The sequence below is a fragment of the Acinetobacter dispersus genome, from assembly GCF_009884975.1.
Classification (GTDB): domain Bacteria; phylum Pseudomonadota; class Gammaproteobacteria; order Pseudomonadales; family Moraxellaceae; genus Acinetobacter; species Acinetobacter dispersus.
Window position 1 is genome coordinate 838,238 of the sequence record NZ_CP041970.1, and the last position, 19,195, is coordinate 857,432.

Genomic DNA, 19,195 nt, shown 5'->3' on the forward strand with positions numbered 1-19,195 from the left:
CCTAAGACCAAAGCGGTATTTCCAAGGGATGAACATTTCGCTATAAAATAATGGGCATCACGTAGAAATACGGTAGTTGCATTAACATTTAACGCGAAGTCTAGTAAAATTTTGCTGTCCACATTACTTGTAAAGCTTGTAGCAAGCTGGAACTTACAAGTAATTTTTTAAAAAAGAGGAATAACACTGTGCTAGAAGCTTACCGCCAACACGTTGAAGAACGTGCCGCACTCGGAGTCCCACCGAAGCCGCTTGATGATGCTCAAACTGCTGAACTCGTAGCCTTATTAAAAAATCCACCAGCAGGTGAAGAAGCTTATTTAGTAGATTTACTAGAAAATCGTGTTCCAGCAGGTGTTGACCAAGCTGCATATGTAAAAGCTGCTTTCTTAGCTGCCGTTGCAAAAGGCGAAGCAACCTCTCCACTCGTATCTAAAGAACGTGCAGTTTATTTACTAGGTACAATGCTTGGTGGTTATAACGTAGCACCACTTGTTGAACTTCTAGACAACGCTGAGCTTGCTGAATTAGCGGCTGAAGCGTTAAAGAAAACACTTCTTGTATTTGATGCGTTCCATGACGTAGCTGACAAAGCAAAAGCAGGCAATGCTGCTGCTAAAGCAGTATTACAATCTTGGGCTGATGCAGAATGGTTTACAAGCCGTGCTGACGTTCCAGAAGAAATCAAAATCACTGTGTTCAAAGTAACAGGTGAGACCAATACGGATGACTTGTCTCCAGCTCAAGACGCTTGGAGCCGTCCAGATATCCCATTACACGCGAATGCAATGTTGAAAAACGAGCGTGATGGCATCAATCCTGAAAAACCAGGTGAAGTTGGTCCATTAAGCCAAATTAAAGAACTCATCGCGAAAGGTAACCAAGTTGCTTACGTAGGTGACGTTGTTGGTACAGGTTCTTCTCGTAAGTCTGCAACTAACTCGGTTCTTTGGTTCTTCGGTGACGAACTTCCACACATTCCAAACAAAAAAGATGGTGGTGTGTGCTTAGGTTCTAAAATCGCGCCAATTTTCTTCAATACAATGGAAGATGCAGGTGCATTACCTGTAGAAATCGACGTTGCTAACATGAACATGGGCGACGAAGTTGTATTGAAAATTGATCACGCTGCTGCAAAAGTAACTGCATTTAAAGACGGCGCTCAAATTTCAGAAGCTGACCTTAAAACGCCTGTACTTTTAGACGAAGTACGTGCGGGTGGTCGTATTAACCTGATCATTGGTCGTGGTTTAACTGCGAAAGCACGTGAAGAATTAGGTCTTGCACCTTCTACATTGTTCCGTACTCCAGTACAACCTGCTGACACTGGCAAAGGCTTTACACAAGCTCAGAAAATGGTTGGTCGTGCATGTGGTTTAGCAGAAGGTCAAGGTATCCGTCCGGGTACTTACTGTGAACCTAAGATGACAACTGTTGGTTCTCAAGATACAACTGGTCCAATGACTCGTGACGAGTTAAAAGACTTGGCGTGTTTGGGCTTCTCAGCTGACTTGGTAATGCAGTCTTTCTGTCACACTGCTGCGTATCCAAAACCAGTTGACGTAACAACTCACCATACATTACCAGACTTCATCATGAACCGTGGTGGTGTATCTTTACGTCCAGGTGACGGTATTATCCACTCTTGGTTAAACCGTATGTTACTTCCAGATACAGTTGGTACTGGTGGTGACTCACATACACGTTTCCCAATTGGTATCTCATTCCCAGCAGGTTCTGGTCTTGTTGCGTTCGCAGCTGCAACTGGCGTTATGCCACTTGATATGCCTGAATCTGTACTTGTTAAGTTCAAAGGTAAAATGCAGCCTGGTATCACTTTACGTGACCTTGTACATGCAATTCCTTACTACGCGATTCAAGCGGGTGACTTAACTGTAGAGAAGAAAGGTAAGAAAAACATCTTCTCTGGTCGTATCCTTGAGATCGATTTATCAGAAATGGAAAATGACTTGACTGTTGAGCAAGCATTTGAACTTTCTGACGCATCTGCTGAGCGTTCTGCTGCTGGTTGTTCAATCACACTTTCTGAAGAGAAAGTTGCTGAATACTTACGTTCTAACATCACCATGTTGAAGTGGATGATTGCAGAAGGTTATGGCGATGCACGTACAATGGCGCGTCGTGCTGAAAACATGCAGAAGTGGTTAGATAACCCAAGCTTGTTGAAAGCTGATGCTGATGCAGAATACTTAAAAGTTTACGAAATCGATCTTGCTGACATCAAAGAACCAATTCTTTGCTGCCCGAACGATCCAGATGACGCGAAGCTTCTTTCTGACGTTCAAGGTGACAAGATTGATGAAGTATTCATCGGTTCTTGTATGACCAACATCGGTCACTTCCGTGCAGCGGGTCAGTTACTAGACAAAGTACCTGGTGGTTCATTGTCTACTCGTTTATGGTTGGCTCCACCAACTCGTATGGACGAGCATCAATTGATGGAAGAGGGCTTGTATAACATCTATGGCCGTGCTGGTGCACGTACAGAGATGCCAGGCTGTTCATTGTGTATGGGTAACCAAGCACGTGTAGCACCGAATACAACATGTGTATCGACTTCTACACGTAACTTCCCGAACCGTTTAGGTCAAGGTGCAAACGTTTACTTGGCATCTGCTGAGCTTGCATCTGTAGCTGCGGTTCTTGGTAAATTACCAAGCCCAGAAGAATATCAACAGTACGCGTCGCAAATCGACAGCGCTTCTGCTGACATCTACAAATACTTGAACTTCGACAAGATGAGCGAATATACAAAAGAAGCTGATCAAGTTGATACCAAGAAAATCCAAGCTGCTCAATTGACCTAATCTGTTAGTGAGCTAAAAATAAGGGCTGAGTAATCAGCCCTTATTTTTTTGATGCTGTATCTGATTGTTATGCCAGATGTGACTTAACAATTTAGGCAAAATCAATGTATTAAAAATGAAGATTTACTTTTCAGAATAACTTTAATCTGTATTTTTTCTTGGGTAATCTCAAGTTTGCTTCTTTTTTATGCTAATTAAAACATCCATAAATTTTAATTATTCCATGAACAATAAACTTTTGTGTTTATGCACAAGGGCAGTGTCTGCTGTTCTATAACTTAAATATAAAGGGTTTTATTCAATCATATAAAAAGGAGCTAGATGATGGGGACTTTACCCAAAGCATATGTTAAAGCAGTAACTCTTGTTCTTACAGGATGCCTATTAGTCGCTTGTAATGATGATAAGAAAAATATGAATTCTGAAATAAAATTGCAAACCACAACAATGGCCTTAACCGCTTTAAGTCGGAGTCTTGTTTGGAAAAATAACCAATGTGATGCGGTATATCGAGATGCGATAGAACAAAATAATAAAGCATTAGCGGCTATGCAAGATTTGAGAGCTACATTAACTACCTCACAAAACAATTTAGCTGCTTTTATTGATCAGCGCATGTTACCTAAACTCACTCAGTTTGATTCAGAAGCCACTTTTATCCGTGAACGTTGCAATACACCTGATTATGATGGCACGGGTGTGAGTATGGAGCGTCCAGCAATGCTGCGTGAAATGCTGAATGAATGGCAAGGAACCATTGATTTATTAACGAAACAGCTCAATAAGCCGCCACAAATGAATGTATCAATTAAGCCTGCACGTTTAACCAATGTAGAGGTTAATACAGACACCGTTGCGGCATTCAAATTTAAAGACTGTTCGGATGGCTTTTGCCCAGAGATGACAGTGATTCCAGCAGGAAGCTATCAAATGGGTGGCACATTGGAAGAGCATGAAAGAGAAGGCGTACCTGCACAGGCAAGACCTTATGAATTGCCTCAGCATCAAGTCAATATCACGAAACCATTTGCTATGGCATCGTATGAAACCACTGTTGGTCAATTTCAGCAATTTCAGAAAGAAACAGGCTGGGAAGTGCAAGGATGCCGAAGCTGGGAGGTCCGTGATGGTGAATACAATATGTGGTACCGAAATGACTTAAACCCGAGCAATCCTGGATTTACTCAAACTGCTCAAGATCCCGTCGTTTGTGTACGCCGTGAAGATGGTCAGGCTTTTGCAGCATGGCTGTCTGAAAAGACAGGAAAAACCTATCGTTTGCCGACTGAGGCTGAATGGGAATATGCAGCGCGGGCAGGGACATCAACGGCATTCTATTGGGGTAATGATCCAGATCGTGATCAAGCCTGCAAGTACGCCAATGTTTTGGATGTAAGTACGACAACCACAGAAACCAATACAGCGACATGGCGAGCATTTAACTGTAACGATGGTTATGCATATACTGCACCTGTAGGCTCATTTTTACCGAATGCCTTTGGACTGTATGACGTACTCGCCAATGCGCGTGAATGGGTAGATGATTGTTGGCATGCCAATTATCAAGGTGCGCCTGCAACAGCAGTACGTTGGGGCGCAGAAAATAATGGTCTGTGTAATTTTCCTGTATTGCGTGGCGGTGCATGGATTTATAACGTACATAATGTCCGTACTGCTTATCGCAATGCTTATTATTCGTCTCAGGCACGTTCAACCATGTGGGGTTTCCGTGTAGTAAGGGAAGTTTGAATTATAGATAAATTTACGGCTCTGAAAATTTAATCGATTTATTGATTGACTTAATTTATTGATTTAGATGAGAATAAGGGCTAAATTATTAGTCCTTACCTTAACTTTAGATGAATGAATATACAAAAAGAGTTTTAATACTTTTATCCATAATAATAGGTGGATTTATTTTTGATGGACTTATTACTGCTATAAGTCGCCTCAATGTCTATTCTCAGGATAATTATATTGTAAATATAGGCTATATTGGTAGTTACTTATCAGGTGTTACATCTCTGGTCATAGTTGTACTTACAATTTTAGCTGTTAAATACTCATATAATGCATATAAGGAGGAGGTAAGGAGAGTCAAACAACAGAGATTAGAGGATAGATTTTACCACTTGCTAACAATGCATAGAGATAATGTAGAAGGAATGATTATCGATTTAAAAGTTGGAAGGTTGGAAAGCTCTAAAGTTATTTTAAATATTTTTAGAGAATTGGAGGTAATTATTAAAATTTTAAATATTAAAGAAATATGTGAAAAATATAAATCAGTAGCAAATTTTAAGATACAAGGTGTCTCTGCACGTGATGAGGAATTGTTTAATACAATTAAAGAAATGGGAGGGGTGGTATATAATGAAAAAAATGGTGAAAATTTTGATAAAAAATTAATAAATGTAAAAGTAGCTTTTTTAATAATGTTTTTAGGTTGTGGGGAAAGGTCAAGCAAGATAGTAAGAAATTACTTATTGCAGTTTGAAGATTATTTTAATGTGAATGAAATAATTAAATTGTTTTCAAATAATGATTTTAGAAATAAAGTTCAAAAAAGTTATAATTTTAAATATAAGTTATTTGGCGGACATCAGTCTAGATTGGGACATTATTTTAGAAATATGTTTCATATTGTGAAATTTATAGATTCAGATGAGGGGCTATCTTTTGAGCAGAAAAACTCCTATGTTAAAAACTTTAGAGTGCAATTAAATACATTTGAACAAGTATTATTGCTTGTGAATGCTGTTAGTATTTTTGGTGAAGACTGGCAGAAGTATATTGTTAAATATAAATTGGTGAAAAACATCCCAAAAGACTTTTTTAGAAAAGATCTTTGGTTTGATATGGAGTGTGAAATTAAAAAAATGGCTGAAGCTAATGAAAAATTAATAAGAAATGAATATAAATTAACGGTCGTTAATTTTGTGAGTGATTATTTTGAGTTTAGTACGCATAAGTTAAGGGGGTGATGTACTACACTTAAATTAATTAATGTATAAATCTATATAGTAACTATTTAAAAAGTTGATTCAATTCAATGGCAAAACAATCCCGCTTCTTATGTATCGGTGGATTTCTTAACGGTTCAGCTGTGAAAGATCAAGGTGACAGTTTTATCTGTATTGAAAATGGCAAACAAGTCAGCTACCACAAAAAGGAAATTTTCCACCAAGACTCGTGGCATCAAGATTACTACGTCTGCGAAACGACAACAGAGCAACAAGCACGAAATTGGGTTTATGACATTAAGCCTGATTAGTAAAATAATATCATTTTAGTATTTATTTCAAATATGTATATGAAAAAAGCCCCTTTGAAAGGGGCTTTTTTTAACTAACCAATCCTACCAATAACCTAACACTTTCCACCAAAGCCCGCCAATCACCACAAAGATAATGATATTAACGACACTCATGACAAAGCCAGCTTTCCACCATTCACCCAGTGAGGTGTAACCTGAACCGAACACCACAGGCGATGTACCTGTTGCATAATGGGTTAAGGTCATCATGATGCTAGAAGCCGCCGCCATCATTAAGGCAAACAACATCGGTGGCGCACCCAACGCTAGTCCAGCTGTATAAAAGGCTGCAAACATGGCAGTGATATGTGCGGTGGTACTGGCGAACATATAGTGTGCATACAGATAAGCAAGCATTAATAGTAAACAGGCAGGCATCCAGCTGAGACCTAAATGACCAATCCCTGTTTCTAGCACACCTGAGAACCACGTGATTAAACCGAGTTTATTTAAATAAGTCGCCATCATCACCAAAGCAGCAAACCAAGTGATGGTATCCCATGCGCTTTTTTGTGTCAGGATATCTTCCCAAGTCAATACACCAGTAATTAACAGTAAGCCCAAACCAATAAAGGCTGTCGTGGTGGGGTCAACCGCCCAAGCTGAACCGAAGATCATGGCAGGGATACCTGCCCATAACAGCAGTAAAATACCAAATACGCCAAGCATAATGATTTCATTTTTGCTGACAGGCCCCATTTCTTTTAACTTGGTTTTGGCAAACTGAGCTGCATTTGGGGTTTCCTTGACTTCAGGTGGATACATCCAGTACACAATCAGCGGCATGATGATCAAGGCAATTAAACCAGGTAATAACATTGCTAGTGCCCAAGTACTCCAACTCAATGAAATTTCACTATTGGTTGCTTTTGCTACCAGATCAACCACCAAAGGGTTAGGGGCGGTTGCAGTAATAAACATGGCAGAAGTAATCGGGTTGGCTTGGTAGTTCACCAAAGCTAAGTATTTCCCCATACGACCTTCGGTGCCTTTGGCAGGGTCAGAGTCATAACTGGTGGAAATTGCACGTACAATCGGGTGAATAATCCCACCACCACGTGCGGTATTACTTGGGGTAACAGGTGCAAGAATCAGTTCAGACAGCACCATGCTATAACCGATACCAATGGTTTTCTTGCCCCAAACCGCGATAAATAAATAGCCTAAGCGTGCACCGAGTCCAGTTTTTTGTAAACCTTTAGAAATCATAATCGAAATACCAATCAACCAGATCAGCGGGTTGGCAAAACTGCTGAGCGCATCTTGAATGGCACCACTTGGACTGTCATTGGTAACACCTGTTACGGCGACCAAAGTAATCGCAATAATCGCAATTGCACCAATCGGCATGGCTTTACCAATAATGGCAGCAATCACACCGACAAACATCGCAAGTAAATGCCATGCATCAGGATCAACGCCAGCAGGTACAGGAATCACGAACCAGATAATCAATGCAATAAATAAAGAGATCAGCGTCGGGAGAGCTTTGAATCCCATGTAAATTCCCCTTGTTGTCACGGGTTTAATAAAATTTATAGTTCTTTATGAATGAATCGTTAAAGAAAATAACCACTAAGCTTTTATTATCGTTGAAGCGAGCGTCAAACTGCAAAGAAAGTTTTGTTGAAACAGCGTTATATAGGGCAATGAGTTGGCGAATGATTTTGTTTAATTCGAGAAAAATAGGGTATTCACTTAAAATCTCTTATTAAATATGAAAGCATCATGCTACATTTTCAGCTTGCTTGATCAAACAATAAGTATGGTATGACTCAATTTTCATGGCAGCAATTAAGACGCTTTGTTTATGACAATCTGCACAATGATGACTATAAAAGTACGGTCAGCACCTGCGTAAACTATCTATTGATTGCCTTGATTATTGGCAACGTTGCTGCGGTTCTGTTGGAGTCTGTCAACGAATTTTATCAACTGTATCAGCCTTATTTCGATATCTTTGAAAATCTCTCGATCATGATTTTTAGTGGGGAATATCTGCTCAGGCTCTGGAGTATTGTTGAGGAAGAACCACAAGAGGCTGCGTGGAAACAGCGGATTCACTGGATGAAAAGTGGTGGGGCAATTATCGACTTATTGGCGATTTTGCCAGCTTATCTCAATTTCATTGTTCCGATCGATTTACGTTTCTTGCGGGTCTTACGTTTGGTTCGCTTACTCAAGTTAACCCGTTATTTTGTTTCCCTGCAAATTTTATTGCGTGTCATTCAACGCGAGAAAGGCTCATTCCAAGCGGTCATTTTTATCTTGGTCATTATGATCGTGATGACCGCATCAGCGATTTATGTGGTTGAGAATAAAGCTCAGCCTGAAGCGTTTAGTTCAATACCACAATCGATGTGGTGGGCAGTGGTCACCTTAACCACGGTTGGTTATGGCGATGTGACCCCTGTAACAAACTTGGGGCGGATACTTGGTGCATTTATTACCATTCTTGGTGTCGGTATTGCCGCTTTACCAGCGGGTATTTTAGCTTCTGGTCTTGCCAATGAACTAAATATGCGTAATCAGCGATTGGAACAGGAGTTTAGAGAAGTATTACAGGCCAAAGGTTTGGACCTACTGCATGATCAAGTGGAAATTGAACGAATTCGTAAAAAGGTCGGTTTACCCAAAGAGCAGACCCATGAAATTATTATGCAACTGGTCAGGGAAAAGCTGCTTGAAGATCAGGAGCAGGAAAAGAAGCAGTACCGTTTTTGTCCGCATTGCGGTGAAAAGCTTTCAGAATAATTTGAAATTTATTATAAAAATGTAGCCTAAGGCTTAAGCATAATTTCGCCTTGCTTAGTTATTTATCCTCATTAGACGACACTCAATTTGGCTCTAAAGCTCGGTAACACTGAGACTTAGAGCTTTTCTATTAAAAATTAAAAGTCCACTTCATTAAGTTGTGCTTCACATAAGCAGTCTTTCATTTAAAAAAGTTAACAATAATCTTTATCATTTGTGATAGTTTCTTGTTTAATGTTTTGTAATTTTTAAGCTTATTTTAAGTTTACGCAACTGATGAAGTTCTCCCAACATGATTAAGCGGCGTTATCTAATTTTATTATTGCTTCCACTGGCATTTATTTCTTTATTTGTCGGTGTAGGAGACATGAGTCTTGATGGTTTGTGGGCAGGCAATCCACAGGACTGGCAATTGTTCTGGACCAGCCGTTTACCACGTCTCATGGCAATTATTGTGGCAGGTGCGGGCCTGAGTGTCTGTGGCTTGATTATGCAATCACTTAGCCGCAATCGTTTTGTTTCCCCAACCACAGCAGGTTTGTATGACTGTGCACGTTTAGGCGTACTGGTTTCGATTATCTTGCTGCCGAGTGCTTCAATCTTTGTGAAAACTGGTTTTGCCATAACTGTGACACTGATCGGGGCAATGGCCTTTATGAGCATTTTGGCGACCCTCAAGCATCGAGATACCGTCTTTGTTCCGCTGGTGGGGATGATTTTCGGCAGTATTATTTCAGCCTTTACCACTTTTATTGCCTTGCAAATGGATCTATTGCAGAACTTGGCAGGGTGGTTGCAAGGAGACTTTTCGACCATTTTAAATGGCCAATATGAGCTGATCTATCTCAGTGTTCCTGTCTTGATTCTGATCTATATCTTTGCCAATCGTTTTGTCTTGGCAGGCTTGGGACAGGATTTTGCCACCAATCTTGGACTGAATTATAAACAGACCTTATTTCTTGGCTTGTTATTGGTCTCGGTGATTACTGGTGTGGTGATTGTGACCGTTGGCGCGATTCCTTTTCTTGGCCTGATCGTACCGAATTTGGTTAGCTTATATCTAGGTGACAATATCCGTCGAACCTTATCACATACTGCATTACTTGGCGCTTTGTTGGTTCTACTCTGTGATGTATTTGGCCGAGTGGTGATTTATCCCTATGAGGTGTCGGTGAGTCTAATTATGGGTGTGGTGGGAAGTGTAATTTTCCTGTGGTTATTACTCAGGAGATATCGTTATGCCACATAAAACCAAGCTCATTGTTTTAACCTTTTTAGTCATCCTCAGCATTGCTTTGTATTTGGGCTGGAATTTGGGTGTAGCTTGGCAATATGCACTCGGTCTACGCTTGAAAACTGTTGCTGCGATCATCGTCGCAGGCGTTGCTGTAGGTGTGTCGACCTTGGTCTTCCATACCATTGTCAATAATCGGGTCGTGACACCACAAGCTTTAGGGCTAGATAAATTATATGAATTGTCTAAGACGGCAATTATTTACTTCTTTGGTGCCACGACCTTATTGTCACTTAACTTTGTGACAGACTATCTGATTAGTCTGCTGCTCATGGTGACTTTTGCCTTACTGCTGTATCGGTTTATTTTCCAAAAAGTTGCGCAGCAAAATATTTACTTCCTGCTGTTAGTGGGGCTGATCTGCTCAACCTTATTTGACAACATGACCACCTTCTTTCAGGTCTTACTTGATCCTGATGAATTTCAAATCGCAGCCTATGCAGGTTTTGCCAGTTTTAATGTGGTGAAAATGGAAACGGTGGGACTGTCTTTACTGACTATTGTGCCGATTCTGTTTTACAGCTTAAAGCACTATCACAAGTTGGATGTGATGGCGTTGGGACGCGATCATGCTCTGAATTTGGGTCTGGATTATGACAAGACTAGCCGCTTGCTATTGATTCTGGTGGTATTGGCACTCGCTTCTGCGACAGCCTTGGCAGGCCCGATGATGTTCCTTGGTTTACTGGTTCTCAACATTACCCTTGAGCTGTTCAAGACCCATCAACATCACATCTTATTACTCGGCATTATTTTGGTCAGCATCCTGTGTCTGATGATTGGGCAATTCATCGTATTACATCTATTGAATCTTAAAACCACGCTCAGTGTGATCATTAATTTTGTCGGTGGAATTTATTTCTTCTGGATATTACTGAAGGAAAATAAAAAATGGCAATAGAGCTAAAGAATTTAAGCAAAAGCTATCAGCAACAGCAGGTGGTACAAGAGCTTTCACTCAGTATTGCCAAGGGTCAGTTTACGGCTTTTATTGGCCCGAATGGTGCGGGTAAAAGTACCGTGCTTTCGATCATGAGTCGTTTAATTGAGGCTGATCAAGGTCAAGTGTTGCTGGATGGACAGGATCTACGCCAAATGAAAAGTGCCGAGATTGCAAAAAAACTGGCCATCTTAAAACAGTCCAACCATACCGAGTTACGACTGAGTATTGAGGATTTAGTGGCATTTGGTCGCTTCCCATATTCACAAGGACGCTTGACCGCAGAAGATCGTGAGGTGATTGACCGTTCCATTGCCTATATGGATTTAGAGGCATTACGCCATCGTCAAATTAGTGAATTATCGGGTGGCCAGCGTCAACGTGCTTATATCGCCATGATTCTGGCACAAGACACTGATTATATCTTGCTGGATGAGCCCTTAAATAATCTAGACATGAAACACTCTTCGCAGATTATGAAGGTGTTAAAAGACTTAGCTGAGAATCACGGTAAGTCGATCATTGTGGTGATTCATGACATCAATTTTGCCTCAGTTTATGCCGACCACATCATTGCCATGAAAGAGGGGCAACTGGTCTATCAAGGACATCCACAACAGATGATGGATGAACGCATTCTCAACGATATTTTTGATTTTCATATCCCGATTCAACAGGTTCAACAGCACAAATTAGGTTTGTATTTTATTAGTTAGGAGTTCGTTATGCTTTTCAAAAAAACATTGCCAGTCATGATGCTGAGTGTGGTCTTGGCTGCATGTAGTAATTCCGAAGCACCTTCGGCAAAACAGGATGCAAATGCTGCTGCGACACAGGATAGTTTGAGCTTTAACAGCAAGGCTGGTCAGATCACGGTTCCTGCAAACTTGTCTCGTATTGCAGTACTGGATACCAATGCCCTGAATACCATTCATGCTTTGGGTGCGAGTGATAAAGTGGTTGCTTTGCCAAAAGGCACACCATTACCGAAAGTGTTGCAAGATTTTAATGAGGGTAAATATCTAGATGTAGGTACAGTTAAAGAGCCGAATCTGGAAAAAATTGCGGCTAGTCAGCCTGAGCTGATCTTGATGAGTGGACGCATGGAAAATTTACTTGATCCAATCAAACAGATTGCGCCAACTTATTTTGTCGATGTGGACTATAACGATCAGTTTAATTCCTTTAAACAGCAAACCCTGAATATTGCAGAGATGGTTGGAAAAAAACAGGATGCTGAGCAGCAGTTGCAAACTCTAGAAAAAGACATTAACGCATTAAAAGCCAAAACCAAAGGTAAAACAGCATTAGTAATTTTGGTGAATAACAGCAAAATTGCAGCGTACGGCCCAGGCTCACGTTTCGGTAATATTCATGACTTATATGGTTTTACCCCTGCAGATCCTTCAATCAAAGTGGGCTTGCACGGCATGGCTATCTCGCATGAATTTATCGCTCAGAAAAATCCAGACTATCTGTTTGTGATCGACCGTGGCGCAGCGATTACTGAAAATCAGCAAGGAGCAAAACAGGTCTTGAATAATAAGATTATCAATCAGACCAAAGCAGCGCAAAATGGCAATATTGTTTATCTAGATTCAAGTAACTGGTATTTAATGAACAATGGACTGGATGGCATGAAGGCGATGCTGAAAGAAGTGACAGATGCTGTGAAATAAAAACTTAATCTACTAATTTTATAACAAAAACCCGAAGGACTCCCTTTGGGTTTTTTATATGATAAAGGAAAATAAACACGACTTTATAACAGCATGCGTATTTCTTTACTGTATTTGGGCACAGCGATTCTAGCCATTTTGCTGCTAATTTCTGGGATTCAACCTTTCGATCGGACCACGTGGTGGCTTGAAGTAATACCTGTATTGATCGTGGTCCCATTATTATTTGCCACTTATAAAGCTTTTCCGCTCAGCCCTCTGTTATATGGACTTATTTTCTTACATGCCATTGTGCTGATTGTGGGCGGGGCGTATAGCTATGCACGTGTGCCGTTGGGTTTTGAAATAGCACAATGGTTTGGTTTAGAACGTAATCCTTATGACAAAATTGGACATTTTATGCAGGGCTTTGTGCCTGCCATAGCTGCGCGTGAAATCCTGATCCGCAACCATATTTTAAGCAAAGGCAAAATGCTCAGTTTCATTGTGATCTGTATTGTATTGGCAATCAGTGCCAGCTATGAATTGATTGAATGGGCGGCAGCATTGTCTTTGGGGCAAGGGGCAGAAGAATTTTTGGGGACACAAGGGGATGAGTGGGATACACAGTCAGATATGTTTTTTGCCTTGATTGGGTCGATCACAGCCTTATTGTTATTCTCTCGATGGCATGATCGACAAATTGCAAAGTTAATGGCGTAATTTTTAAAGCAACGAATCTACCGTTAAGGCGCGGCAGATTCATTTTTTTGTGAATATTTGGCATAAGCCAGAGCAATCAATAGAATCGCTAGACCGCCTAAACTTAATACAAAACCCACCCAAATCGGTGCTAACCAGCCCATATTATGACTGAGGACCCAACCACCCAAGAAAGCACCAAGTGCATTGGCCAAGTTGAAAGCTGAATGATTCAGTGAGGCCGCCAAAGTTTGCGCATCACCTGCAATATCCATCAGATGTGTCTGTAAAGCACCGCCCAGACCGATCACGGTAAAACCAATCAAGAATAGGGCTGCAATTGCTGTATAAAGGTTGGACATCATAAAACTGGCTGCAACAAAGGCGAGTGCAGAACTGATCAGAATGCCAATAATGGTTTTAAATAGATTTTTATCTGCCAACCAGCCAGCAACCAAGCCACCAATCACCATACCCACCTCCCAAATTGCGAGGGCCACAGGCACCACTCGAATATCGGCATGGGTATATTCGGTTAGAATTGGTGAGACATAGCTATAAACCGAGAACATACCACCAAAGCCAATTGCACCAACGGCAAGGGTTAGCCACATATTGATATTTTTTAAACCTGCCAATTCCGCTTTGATACTGGCGGTTTTCTGCAATGGGATATTTGGAACAAATAGGCTGACACCGATTAGGGTAATAAACGCAATTACCGCAGAAAACTCAAAGCCTGCTTTCCAGCCAAATTGTTGACCCAGCCATGTGGCAATAGGCACACCAATGACATTGGCAATTGTTAAACCCATCATCACTTGTGCAATCGCTGTGGCACGGCGTTGTTTGCCTGCCAGTTCAGCCGCAACCAATGCCGCTACACCAAAGTAAGCACCGTGCGGAAAACCAGCAATAAAGCGAGACAGCAACATGGCTTCAGGTGTAGTTGCAAACGCGGTTGCTGCATTGGCCAAGCCATAAAAAAGCATCAAGCTGAGCAATAGCGTCTTTCGTGGTACTTTTGCCCCCAAGATCGCAATAATCGGTGCACCTACCATAACACCGAGTGCATAGGCACTGATGAAATAGCCTGCATGCGGCACACTGACATTTAAATCGGTGGCGATTTCCTGAATCAATCCTATTGCCACAAATTCAGTAGTACCAATACAAAAACTACCAACCGCAAGGGAGAAAATAACCAGAAATAAAGAATAGTTGTGTGGGGGAGATGAGTGCAAGGGAGAGCTTGGCGAGGACATAATATCTCGGGTCTAAAAGTACCGCCGTATTATATTCGACTCGCTTTGGAAAAGGTGAAATAGAACACGATTTTTATATCAATTGATTTGGAGATGCAGCATAAAAATTGATTAATTGAATGATAATTGTTTTCATTTATGTATAATGCAAAGCAGAGATTTTTTAGTGATGCGCGCCGAGATAATTTCGGCATAATTTTGAGATAATTGGCGATTTAAACAGTTTCATGTGTTGAAAACAAATTTCAATTTTTTATCTTTTAAAACATTATCCAAAACAAATTGTTCTGCATGCTTAGTCCTAGACTGCTAACTGACCCAAGCAAGTTGCATTGATAAAAACATATTTGTCTGTAAATGACGAAGTGATCGTAAAAGACAAACCATAGAATGTTGATTGCGCTCCATAGAATTGATGATGTATCAATGGACCACCAGTTGCTTGCTGTACGCCCAAAAATGAAACGGGTATCGAATTACCAGAAGTTGGTGTTAATGGTGCATTCAAGTACCAACTTGAATTTGCAATAGTAACCCAAGGGATAGAAGGCGAAATAGCACCATAGACACGACCACGTATCCACAGCATGCCATTGATCTTGGCGAACTCGATATTAGTCCAAGCATTATCAATATCTCTATGGATAGTACCAATCGTTTTTGCATTATACCAAGTGACTGCTGCTGGAGAATCATCCAGTTGCGCTTGTAACTTCCCAACAGCTTTCTCAACTGAATCCGTTGCTTTAACTTTAGTTTTGTCAGTGAAAACAATCCCTGACAGCAATGTATTTCTGACATTCTCAGCAAAGGTATTGATGATATTGCTGATCTGACCTTGAGCTTTGCTAAACCCTTGAGCAATCGTATCAGCTGCACTAATAACGCTATTAACAGGACTAAAGCCTGCAAGCAACGTTGACAAGACACGGTCAGTCTTAAAATACAGATTCAAATTGCCTTCAGGCATTTCATCCGTATTTGAGCCGACATTGATTCCTGAAATATTCCAGACACCAGCAATACCGCTCCATATTGCTGATAATCGCCCAAAGTTTTGCGATGCTTCAATATGAGCGTAATCACCATCATTACCAATGGGTATAGCTGCAACAAGTTCAGCATAGCTTCCATGAACACCACGCCAGTGCTGGATATAATCAACCTTATCAAGCTTGTTATCACTAAGGCTATCAATCTGAAGATGAATCGAGCTTAAATCATCATTGATATCGGCAAACTGAGGCTGTAATTCATCTATAGCCTGTGCAACCGATCCAGCAGGCTCTGCACCTACGTCTTCAGCATCTAATTCAACTGAACCTGTTTTACCTTGTACTGAAGTAACTGGTGCATCTAAGCCAGTAAAGAAGCCTAAAGGCAAATCAAAAACAAATTCAGGGTTTTCAATCAAATCATTGATTGGCATTGGATTGTTAGACCAATGCACTTCCAAAACAATATCGATCATTAGCTAATACTCTTTTCAATTGTGAAGGAATAGGTGTTTGAACTTTTTACCTTCCCATCTATTTCAAGCTTGATATCGGTTCGAGCTGTACCAGCTTTCCAATTCGCTGTAATAGACTTATCAACCTCAATTAGCACACCGCCTTTAGATAGAGATTGATCTAAAACAGTCACTTGGCACTCAGCAATCACTTTTGATGCTGAATCGACGATTTTTGCAATGAAATGCATGTTTTCAGTGATGAATAATGCTTCACGAGTTTTGCCATTCCGAGCAATAAAGACCATTTCAAAGCTGTTACTTGTTTTAATTATTTGATTCATGCTGTGCGTCTCCAACGTGCATCAATGATAGATTCTTGCATGTTGTTATGGGGTTCTCCGCCACCAACGCTCTTCTCAGTAGCAGAAATCCATTGTTCTGGCGTAATATTGGCGACTACAACCTCAGATGGCGTGTAATCATAGTCTGTAGGCGTACAATCTCCACCACCGATATCAGCAGCCTTCGCAACAAACTTATTAAATGGATGCTCACTATGGGCATGTGATGGTATTTCAGCAAGTGATAATGTATGGAAATCACTACCAAAAAGACTACCAACTACCGCTTTCCAAGGTGGAGCGTCAGGGTATGTAGCCAAACCTACAGATGCTCTACCTTCACCATGTCGAACCCACGTTGTCCCAACGTATTTGACGTTTGGATTAAAGTCAGGGATACCAAAATCAATAATTACTCCAACTGGATAAAAGTAATCGACAATATTTTCAATGAAGTTCTCAATTGCTGTAGTACGGTCATTAATACCTTTAACAACCATATAAACTTGATTCTTTTGTGCAGGATTTAAAGCCTCGCCAAATCCTTCAATTACATTGGCAATTTCTTCCTGAACATGATTACACCATTCAGGACTGATATAAGTTGCGTCTTGTCCTGAAATATCAGCATTATCATGAAAGCCTGCTTTTCCAACTCCATTGACATCAAGTCGAGCATTTATAGTATTGATACGTTCCATTAGATCACCTCTATGTCATAGCGCAGAAAAGCTGGTAAATAGTTTTGAATAATGCATTGCATATCTGCATTAACGGGACTTTGTAGTTTCAATTTGACTTTGAATCTCAACAAATCGGTATTCACTGGAGCGTTGCATGGAGCTGTACATTGCATTGGCTTATAAGTCACCAAATCAATCAAATTCACATTAAAAATCGTGAGAAGCTGCTCCAGATAAGCAGTATTTAAAACATTGCGTGTACTTCTGATCCAATTCACTACAGCCAAACGTTCTTCAAAGGTTTGACCCACATTGGTCTGACATTTCAGTGGTAAACCGTACTCACGCTCATATTCTTCTAATAGTTCAGGTGGAATTGAATCGAGTACGTTCAGCAGTCGTTTAGCGTCAAGATCGGCTTGAGCCAAAGCTTTAGCATGACCATAGATGTCATCAGCAATATTGGTGTTTGGTGCTTGATCATAACCACCAACTGGTAGTAATGATCGCAGCAATATTTCATACAATTTTGTTGTTTCTTCTAAAGTCATGGCGCAGCACTCACTGTTAATGTGCCAAGGCGTAGCCAATAGGTATGGAATGGATTAACTGTCGGGACAATATTCACTGAAGGACTTAAAACTAAGTCAGTAACTCCAGCAATAGCGACAATGCGAGCAGTTAAAATTGCTGCCTGATAAGGCTTAACAGGTGCAATTTCAGAAAAGTAATCACGGATAACTTGTCGTACAACATTTAAATTTGCTGTACCTGAAATCAATGCTGTGACGGGCACAAGCTGCTCAGTCGGTGAATAGGCTCTACAATCCGCCCAGAAGCCAGCATAATCATCAAGCACAGCTTGAACTGTTGCTATCAATGCCTCACTTGGTAATGTTGGAGGATTACCAACCGCAGTGATCGCTACATCAAGTGAACCAAGACCTCGACGTTTAGGGTAAATATAAGCATCTTTCACATTAGGAACTGACCGAACCAAGGCTTCTAAATCTTCAGCCCGATATCGGGATTGCCCCAACTGTTTTTGTTCTAATAGACGTGCACGCCAATCTTCTAGTTCTTCCTCATCAGTACCACCACCAATCGATACATCCGTTGCAGTGCCACTGAGACCAGCCAATGGACTCACCCAAAGCAAAGTACCTGTAAAATTCCAGCTAGCACCTACACGATCAGCAACCACATCAACAGCTTTGGCTATATTGGCAACCAGAGTTGTATCACTGCTTACTGTCCAGTAATGTCCTTTACCATCTGTTAATTTGCTACCAGCAAGTATGGTCAAATTCACATTGGATTTTGCCAAAACTGTACCAGAGGCTTGAGTACCACCAAGACGTGGTCGACCTAACTCATCAGCATGAATATAAAGAAAAGGCTCATCAGCAGTCGCAACAAAAAGCTGCTTCTGTATATAGATTTGATGGTGATATAGACCTTCTACAGTTGCCGCAGTTCCATCAGCACGAATACCAGCGTCGCTATCATCTGAAATGGATAAACCAGTTGAGTTACGGATTTCCTGTGCAATTTGATTGCGGATTTGTGCAAAGGTTTTAATTTGATAAGCCATATCAACCACCTACCGCGACAAAGTAAGGAATAGACTGCTTTTCACCAGTTAAACGAGTGATCTCTATGTTTAGGTCTATACGGCTTTTAACTGTTTGAGTCGCTGAAACAACCAGTGACTCCAGACGTGAAGGTATTAAGTCTGCCAATGCTTCTTCAGCATATTGCTTAACTGTCTGGATCATACGTGGTACATCTTTTGACCGACGTAATAGATAAAAACGACTACCTAAATTAGGATCAGCCCAATACTTTCCACGTTGAATGTTCAATCGTAAGCAAACTGATTGAACAACATCGTCATTAAAGGCAGCATCAAGACTAGTGAGAACATAGTCTTTTGTTTCTAAATTAATAATTCCCATGAG

General features: G+C 40.8%; 18 protein-coding genes. 10 read left to right on the forward strand and 8 right to left on the reverse strand.

All coding sequences use genetic code 11. The features are described from left to right. The first annotated feature begins 188 nt into the window (after positions 1 to 188). The 4 genes from FPL17_RS03525 to FPL17_RS03540 all read left to right on the forward strand — a co-directional run bounded on the left by FPL17_RS03525 (position 189) and on the right by FPL17_RS03540 (position 6,102). Positions 189 to 2,828, forward strand: coding sequence for a bifunctional aconitate hydratase 2/2-methylisocitrate dehydratase (locus tag FPL17_RS03525; protein WP_159883285.1), 2,640 nt, complete (start codon positions 189 to 191; stop codon positions 2,826 to 2,828). A gap of 324 nt (positions 2,829 to 3,152) precedes the next feature. Continuing rightward, positions 3,153 to 4,577 carry a formylglycine-generating enzyme family protein gene (locus FPL17_RS03530; protein WP_159886779.1) on the forward strand — a complete coding sequence of 475 codons (1,425 nt, stop codon included), beginning with the start codon at positions 3,153 to 3,155 and terminating at the stop codon, positions 4,575 to 4,577. Between the two features lie 110 nt (positions 4,578 to 4,687). Next, a complete protein-coding gene (locus FPL17_RS03535) occupies positions 4,688 to 5,812 on the forward strand; it encodes a putative phage abortive infection protein (protein WP_159883287.1) in 1,125 nt (374 codons plus the stop codon). A 68-nt stretch (positions 5,813 to 5,880) separates the two neighbouring features. Beyond that, positions 5,881 to 6,102 carry a hypothetical protein gene (locus tag FPL17_RS03540; protein WP_159883289.1) on the forward strand — a complete coding sequence of 74 codons (222 nt, stop codon included), beginning with the start codon at positions 5,881 to 5,883 and terminating at the stop codon, positions 6,100 to 6,102. A gap of 84 nt (positions 6,103 to 6,186) precedes the next feature. Here the strand turns inward: FPL17_RS03540 and FPL17_RS03545 are convergent, their stop codons facing one another. Next, on the reverse strand, positions 6,187 to 7,644 hold the full coding sequence (locus FPL17_RS03545; protein WP_159883291.1) for a DASS family sodium-coupled anion symporter: 1,458 nt from the start codon (positions 7,642 to 7,644) through the stop codon (positions 6,187 to 6,189). 270 nt (positions 7,645 to 7,914) lie between these two features. Here FPL17_RS03545 and FPL17_RS03550 point away from each other — a divergent pair, with 270 nt between their 5' ends. The 6 genes from FPL17_RS03550 (at position 7,915) to FPL17_RS03575 (ending at position 13,513) form a co-directional block, all read left to right on the forward strand. Beyond that, on the forward strand, positions 7,915 to 8,898 hold the full coding sequence (locus tag FPL17_RS03550) for an ion transporter (protein WP_159883293.1): 984 nt from the start codon (positions 7,915 to 7,917) through the stop codon (positions 8,896 to 8,898). 292 nt (positions 8,899 to 9,190) lie between these two features. Further along, positions 9,191 to 10,147, forward strand: a complete 957-nt coding sequence (locus FPL17_RS03555; RefSeq protein WP_159883295.1) for an ABC transporter permease — start codon at positions 9,191 to 9,193, stop codon at positions 10,145 to 10,147. After that, the gene (locus FPL17_RS03560) at positions 10,137 to 11,093 is read left to right on the forward strand and encodes an iron chelate uptake ABC transporter family permease subunit (protein WP_159883297.1); all 957 of its coding nucleotides are present in this window, start codon (positions 10,137 to 10,139) and stop codon (positions 11,091 to 11,093) included. The genes FPL17_RS03555 and FPL17_RS03560 overlap by 11 nt, the downstream gene beginning before the upstream one ends. Continuing rightward, positions 11,084 to 11,848: an iron ABC transporter ATP-binding protein gene (locus FPL17_RS03565; RefSeq protein ID WP_159883299.1), complete on the forward strand. Its 765-nt coding sequence runs from the start codon at positions 11,084 to 11,086 to the stop codon at positions 11,846 to 11,848. Before FPL17_RS03560 ends, FPL17_RS03565 begins: the two co-directional genes overlap by 10 nt. 9 nt (positions 11,849 to 11,857) lie before the next feature. Next, complete coding sequence (locus tag FPL17_RS03570; RefSeq protein ID WP_159883301.1) at positions 11,858 to 12,811, forward strand: siderophore ABC transporter substrate-binding protein; 954 nt, start codon at positions 11,858 to 11,860, stop codon at positions 12,809 to 12,811. A 93-nt stretch (positions 12,812 to 12,904) separates the two neighbouring features. Further along, positions 12,905 to 13,513 carry a DUF2238 domain-containing protein gene (locus tag FPL17_RS03575; protein ID WP_159883303.1) on the forward strand — a complete coding sequence of 203 codons (609 nt, stop codon included), beginning with the start codon at positions 12,905 to 12,907 and terminating at the stop codon, positions 13,511 to 13,513. Between the two features lie 23 nt (positions 13,514 to 13,536). Here FPL17_RS03575 and FPL17_RS03580 read toward each other — a convergent pair whose 3' ends face one another. From FPL17_RS03580 to FPL17_RS03610, 7 genes are all read right to left on the reverse strand, one after another. Continuing rightward, complete coding sequence (locus FPL17_RS03580) at positions 13,537 to 14,757, reverse strand: MFS transporter (protein WP_159883305.1); 1,221 nt, start codon at positions 14,755 to 14,757, stop codon at positions 13,537 to 13,539. A gap of 301 nt (positions 14,758 to 15,058) precedes the next feature. Further along, a complete protein-coding gene (locus tag FPL17_RS03585) occupies positions 15,059 to 16,228 on the reverse strand; it encodes a hypothetical protein (protein WP_159883307.1) in 1,170 nt (389 codons plus the stop codon). Then, positions 16,228 to 16,551 (reverse strand): hypothetical protein, encoded by a 324-nt coding sequence (locus FPL17_RS03590; protein ID WP_032874565.1) that lies wholly within the window; start codon positions 16,549 to 16,551, stop codon positions 16,228 to 16,230. The genes FPL17_RS03585 and FPL17_RS03590 overlap by 1 nt, the downstream gene beginning before the upstream one ends. After that, positions 16,548 to 17,252, reverse strand: coding sequence for a phage baseplate protein (locus FPL17_RS03595; RefSeq protein WP_159883309.1), 705 nt, complete (start codon positions 17,250 to 17,252; stop codon positions 16,548 to 16,550). The genes FPL17_RS03590 and FPL17_RS03595 overlap by 4 nt, the downstream gene beginning before the upstream one ends. Further along, positions 17,252 to 17,785 carry a hypothetical protein gene (locus FPL17_RS03600; RefSeq protein WP_159883311.1) on the reverse strand — a complete coding sequence of 178 codons (534 nt, stop codon included), beginning with the start codon at positions 17,783 to 17,785 and terminating at the stop codon, positions 17,252 to 17,254. The genes FPL17_RS03595 and FPL17_RS03600 overlap by 1 nt, the downstream gene beginning before the upstream one ends. After that, on the reverse strand, positions 17,782 to 18,828 hold the full coding sequence (locus tag FPL17_RS03605; RefSeq protein ID WP_159883313.1) for a baseplate J/gp47 family protein: 1,047 nt from the start codon (positions 18,826 to 18,828) through the stop codon (positions 17,782 to 17,784). The genes FPL17_RS03600 and FPL17_RS03605 overlap by 4 nt, the downstream gene beginning before the upstream one ends. Position 18,829: 1 nt before the next feature. Beyond that, positions 18,830 to 19,192, reverse strand: coding sequence for a phage GP46 family protein (locus FPL17_RS03610; protein ID WP_159883315.1), 363 nt, complete (start codon positions 19,190 to 19,192; stop codon positions 18,830 to 18,832). Positions 19,193 to 19,195 lie beyond the last annotated feature (3 nt).

What these genes read in the sequence shown, in the direction of transcription:
- FPL17_RS03530 (WP_159886779.1), top strand. Translation starts at nt 3,153, where the DNA reads ATGGGGACTTTACCCAAAGCATATGTTAAAGCAGTAACTCTTGTTCTT.
- FPL17_RS03535 (WP_159883287.1), top strand. Translation starts at nt 4,688, where the DNA reads ATGAATGAATATACAAAAAGAGTTTTAATACTTTTATCCATAATAATA.
- FPL17_RS03540 (WP_159883289.1), top strand. Translation starts at nt 5,881, where the DNA reads ATGGCAAAACAATCCCGCTTCTTATGTATCGGTGGATTTCTTAACGGT.
- FPL17_RS03545 (WP_159883291.1), bottom strand. Translation starts at nt 7,644, where the DNA reads ATGGGATTCAAAGCTCTCCCGACGCTGATCTCTTTATTTATTGCATTG.
- FPL17_RS03550 (WP_159883293.1), top strand. Translation starts at nt 7,915, where the DNA reads ATGACTCAATTTTCATGGCAGCAATTAAGACGCTTTGTTTATGACAAT.
- FPL17_RS03555 (WP_159883295.1), top strand. Translation starts at nt 9,191, where the DNA reads ATGATTAAGCGGCGTTATCTAATTTTATTATTGCTTCCACTGGCATTT.
- FPL17_RS03560 (WP_159883297.1), top strand. Translation starts at nt 10,137, where the DNA reads ATGCCACATAAAACCAAGCTCATTGTTTTAACCTTTTTAGTCATCCTC.
- FPL17_RS03565 (WP_159883299.1), top strand. Translation starts at nt 11,084, where the DNA reads ATGGCAATAGAGCTAAAGAATTTAAGCAAAAGCTATCAGCAACAGCAG.
- FPL17_RS03570 (WP_159883301.1), top strand. Translation starts at nt 11,858, where the DNA reads ATGCTTTTCAAAAAAACATTGCCAGTCATGATGCTGAGTGTGGTCTTG.
- FPL17_RS03575 (WP_159883303.1), top strand. Translation starts at nt 12,905, where the DNA reads ATGCGTATTTCTTTACTGTATTTGGGCACAGCGATTCTAGCCATTTTG.
- FPL17_RS03580 (WP_159883305.1), bottom strand. Translation starts at nt 14,757, where the DNA reads ATGTCCTCGCCAAGCTCTCCCTTGCACTCATCTCCCCCACACAACTAT.
- FPL17_RS03585 (WP_159883307.1), bottom strand. Translation starts at nt 16,228, where the DNA reads ATGATCGATATTGTTTTGGAAGTGCATTGGTCTAACAATCCAATGCCA.
- FPL17_RS03590 (WP_032874565.1), bottom strand. Translation starts at nt 16,551, where the DNA reads ATGAATCAAATAATTAAAACAAGTAACAGCTTTGAAATGGTCTTTATT.
- FPL17_RS03595 (WP_159883309.1), bottom strand. Translation starts at nt 17,252, where the DNA reads ATGGAACGTATCAATACTATAAATGCTCGACTTGATGTCAATGGAGTT.
- FPL17_RS03600 (WP_159883311.1), bottom strand. Translation starts at nt 17,785, where the DNA reads ATGACTTTAGAAGAAACAACAAAATTGTATGAAATATTGCTGCGATCA.
- FPL17_RS03605 (WP_159883313.1), bottom strand. Translation starts at nt 18,828, where the DNA reads ATGGCTTATCAAATTAAAACCTTTGCACAAATCCGCAATCAAATTGCA.
- FPL17_RS03610 (WP_159883315.1), bottom strand. Translation starts at nt 19,192, where the DNA reads ATGGGAATTATTAATTTAGAAACAAAAGACTATGTTCTCACTAGTCTT.